The sequence below is a fragment of the Endozoicomonas arenosclerae genome (assembly GCF_001562015.1).
Classification (GTDB): domain Bacteria; phylum Pseudomonadota; class Gammaproteobacteria; order Pseudomonadales; family Endozoicomonadaceae; genus Endozoicomonas_A; species Endozoicomonas_A arenosclerae.
Genome location: NZ_LASA01000209.1, coordinates 1 through 3,812 on the forward strand (window position 1 = coordinate 1; position 3,812 = coordinate 3,812).

General features: G+C 46.6%; 3 protein-coding genes. 2 read left to right on the forward strand and 1 reads right to left on the reverse strand.

Translation table 11 applies throughout. The features are described from left to right. A partial coding sequence (locus WG89_RS29820) for a transposase (protein WP_172806944.1) occupies window positions 1-246 on the reverse strand: 246 nt, incomplete at its 3' end. Window positions 247-644: 398 nt separating this feature from the next. Here WG89_RS29820 and WG89_RS30805 point away from each other — a divergent pair. Together WG89_RS30805 and WG89_RS27410 are read left to right on the forward strand one after the other, a co-directional pair. Next, window positions 645-803, forward strand: a complete 159-nt coding sequence (locus WG89_RS30805; RefSeq protein ID WP_153301868.1) for a hypothetical protein — start codon at window positions 645-647, stop codon at window positions 801-803. Then, complete coding sequence (locus WG89_RS27410) at window positions 804-3,653, forward strand: hypothetical protein (protein WP_062270824.1); 2,850 nt, start codon at window positions 804-806, stop codon at window positions 3,651-3,653. Window positions 3,654-3,812 lie beyond the last annotated feature (159 nt).

Here is a 3,812-nt window from a genome sequence, read left to right on the forward strand (position 1 = left end):
GTGCAGACAGCTTACCCACACTTTCAAAGGCTTATGGTGTCCTGAAAAAACAGAAATTGTCAGGTCATCAAAACGACGCTGACATTCTTTACAAGAATATCTCTGTCTGTCAGGCTGTGAATCGTCCTTGCCTTGGCGGGTTATGTCTGAGCTGGCACAGTGTGGGCATTTCACCCCGTCAGGCCAGCGAATCTGGCGTATCTGTTCAAAGCACTTGGCGTTGTCGAGGAGGTCATAAAGTTTCATGACACTTTTGTACAAGAAAACGTCTTCTATTCATAGTCAAATAACTCGTCCTCAACCAGCTCCCCAGAATCCATTAAGAGCCAAAGTTAAAACGTCTTCAAAAGAATGGTTTTGCTGCAGCCACTGTTCTGGTTGCTAAAGAGTATACGGCAACATCTAACTATTATGAGTGCTTGAGGCTGTTCAATGAGTTAGAAACTCCTTATTTGCACTATACCCCGGATCTGACTTATGCCGCATACAGCTGTTATATGAAATCGACTGAGTCTATGGGGGATTCACTGCCTGACTCTCTAGAAGCAGCTTCCTTTACGGAGCAGCAGCAGATACTGAAGTCGGGAAAACTCCTCAAGATATCGCAGATCCATTGCTTTCCTCAGGCGGGGCCTTCCAGTTGCATGGATCTACTAAGATATTACAGCAGTAATTTACAGCAGTTACCGGCTCAGGCGGGTGTTCTGGAAGAAAGTGATCGTCTTGATTCCTTCTATGAAGCTGTAGAAGAGGCACCCTTCAGTCTTAATCCTGAAATGTTGATTTTTCGGCATTACGTTTAGATGCTGAAAACCGGTAAAGCCAACGATCATATGGTGGATGAAGCGCTTGCGATGAATCCTGTTGCTGCGCTTTATCGGATGAGTGTGTTGTGGCATGCCTCCAGCACGATGACACTTGAGCAGATTTTATCCCGGTTGGTTCAGTGTATAGGAGGCCGGGTTGAGTTACTGGAGCTCTGGCACGAAGACCCGGCGTTCAGTCAGCTGGTGCCTATGCTCAGATTTTACCATGAGTTTATGGATGACCCTGTTGCGGCCCTGAAGCTGGCGATAGCGCTTGGAAGTAAGGATGATCCGGACAATATTGAACTTCACCTGAAGCTGGCTACTCTGCTTGACAAGCAGAAACGCACCGCCGAGGCCGAAGAACATCGCAGGCTTTACCGGGCCAAATCGAAAGGCAAGGTTGGCATGTTCGATCCCGATGTAATGGTTTTAGGGACAGACATAAAATTTAGACAGTTGCCGGATGTTTATCTTGAATTGAGTCGCTTCAATCCGGTTTCTTCTCACCCATTTGATGTGAAAGCGAAATGCTTGCAACTGAGCCGGTTGAAAGCTGTTCTCAAGGATGATTTGAATCTACAAGCCAAAAGAGTCTGGATTGAGAAAGCTGCGGACTTTTTAGCGGGTAATTGTGCGCTGATCGAGCCCACTGAGTTCGAAAGTCTGCATGCTCAGATTGAGGAAGAAATTCAAAGCCTGATGAGCGATTCAGATAGGGCCGTTGAGTTTGCCAATAGTGTTTTAAATCGCTTTATTGACAGTGAAGATGAACCTTCAGGGCAGTGGAAGCTTGATACAAGATTTGGCACATGCAGTGAGAAGGTCACGGCAGCGTCTCCCCTGTATCACACTAAACTTCCCTTAAAATATACTGAGCTTTGCACTACCTACGAGCCTTTAGAAGCTCTGGCTCCCTGGAATAATGTGGCACAAGGACTTCAAGCCTTGGAAAAGGCGCTCAATGCCAGTTTCGATGAGCCAGACCCTCTGGCATTAATCCTGAGATCTGCCTCATTATTTTCTGCTATGCAGGAGGAAGACCCCAGAAAAACGCTCACTCTTGCCATTCGGCTTCAGGCTTTGCTGAAAGCTGAAAAAGCAGACCTTGATTTTGTAACGAATCAACTGAAAGCCCGGTTGTTAAAGGCAGAAGCGGTTTACCTTTCTGACAAGGTTCCCGCCCATCAGGCGTTGGAGAAAAAAGTACAGCTGCAGAAGAAACTCACGGCAGCGGTTATCCAATGCCCAGAGTTGATTGCAGAAAACATGAGCAAGGTCAGGCACGCATTTGATGAGGAGTTCTTCAAAGCATTGAAAATGAACTCTCAATGCGCTGTTTTCCAGATGGGCTTTCTTGGCAGAATGATGTCCGCGTGTCCTGTTTCCTCAGTGAGCCTGGTCCAGGGGGTAAAGAATAGTATTGCAGGAAATCATCAAAGCCTGGATGAAGTCAGTCGTGTTCCCATTGGGACAACGGATGCTGAAGACCCCTTTATTCATTTTTTACAGGCATATTTTTGCGATCAGGATTGTGTGCCTGTCATAACACTTTATCTTAGAGATAAAGACGTCGGTGAGGATACAAAGGCGAACCTTATTCTCGCAGCAGAAGCTTTGGGTGTTCTCAGTAGTGAGCATAAGAAAGAGGTGCTGGATTGTCTTAAGAAAAAGACTCTGCCCTATCAGGTGTGTCGAATCGTATTGGCTACGACTTTAAATGAATTACCTTCTGAAAAAACACTCAGTGAGTTGCAGTCACAAGCGGATATACCTGCATTAACCGCTCTGGGCCGCTGCTATCTGAAATTTGGGCAACCTGAAAAAGCTTATCATTGTTTCCAGAGTATCAAAGCAGTCCATAATGGACTTACTAATGAGAAATCCATGTTGGAATGGCGGCATGGCTTTAATCCTGTTAGAGCGGAAATACCTGTCATCATTGCAAGAGAAAGCGGGCGCTTTGATATCAAAGCTCAATGTCGTCTGTTTGACTGGTTATGTTCAGAGTCCATTTCTGATTATGTCAATGCAACTCTTGCTACCGTCTGCTACAGACATCTGATAGCGCCTTCACTGGTTAATTCACCGGAGCGTGATTTTTATCGAGGAGCGGCAGAGTATCAGGGTGTCGGTTGTGAAGCCGATGAAGAAAAAGGGCTGGAGACCATGAGAGAAGCCCTGCGATCCTCATCCCCGGTTCCTGTATTCCGCCTTGTCTGGATGACCGAGAAAGAATACCTGCCTACTGGCATTTGTCAGGAAGCCCACCCTATGGACTTGCTGGCACAAAAGGTTGAGGGGTTAACGGCTGAGCGGGTGGATGAACTTGTCTTCAGCTTGGGGCTGACAGAGCTGGAAAGCCTTATCAGCGCGATTAAAAATCATGCTGAACACGCAACAACCTATAAAGTAGCACTCGAAAAAGTAGTGGTATGTCTGGAGAATGGTGCAAGGCGCTGGCAGGGCGAGTATGAACTGCCAGAATCGGGCTCTACAACGTCTGTAATCTCTGATGCTTTGGAAAGTGGATCTGTTGTATTGGCTGGACCGGGGCCATTATCACGAGAGGACGAGCTGACTGAAGAGTTAAGTAGACTGCTTCTGGGCAATAAACCGTTTCAGGAAGGTTCTGATACCGTCTTCAATTTGCTATTGGAGCTGAGAGCTATTCAGGGAGAACGCTTTCCTGATATTTACGATCAGGAAAAAGCCTGTATTGCTTTCATTCCCCATATTCCAATGAATACAGAAGAGGGGATGCAGGTCGCTAGGAGCCTGTCGGACTTAACCAGCAAAACAGGTAAAATCCTGATTCCAGTACCAGTAACACTCAAAGCACTATGAATAAGTGGAAGTTCAAACCGGTCGACCGAAACACTCCCGACCTTTTCCCTGCCAGCATCCAGGATTATCTTCCAGAAGGTCATATGGCTCGCTTTGTGGTGGATGTTGTTGACCAGCTCGACCTGTCTCCACTGATCAATTCTTATCGAGGCACAGGAT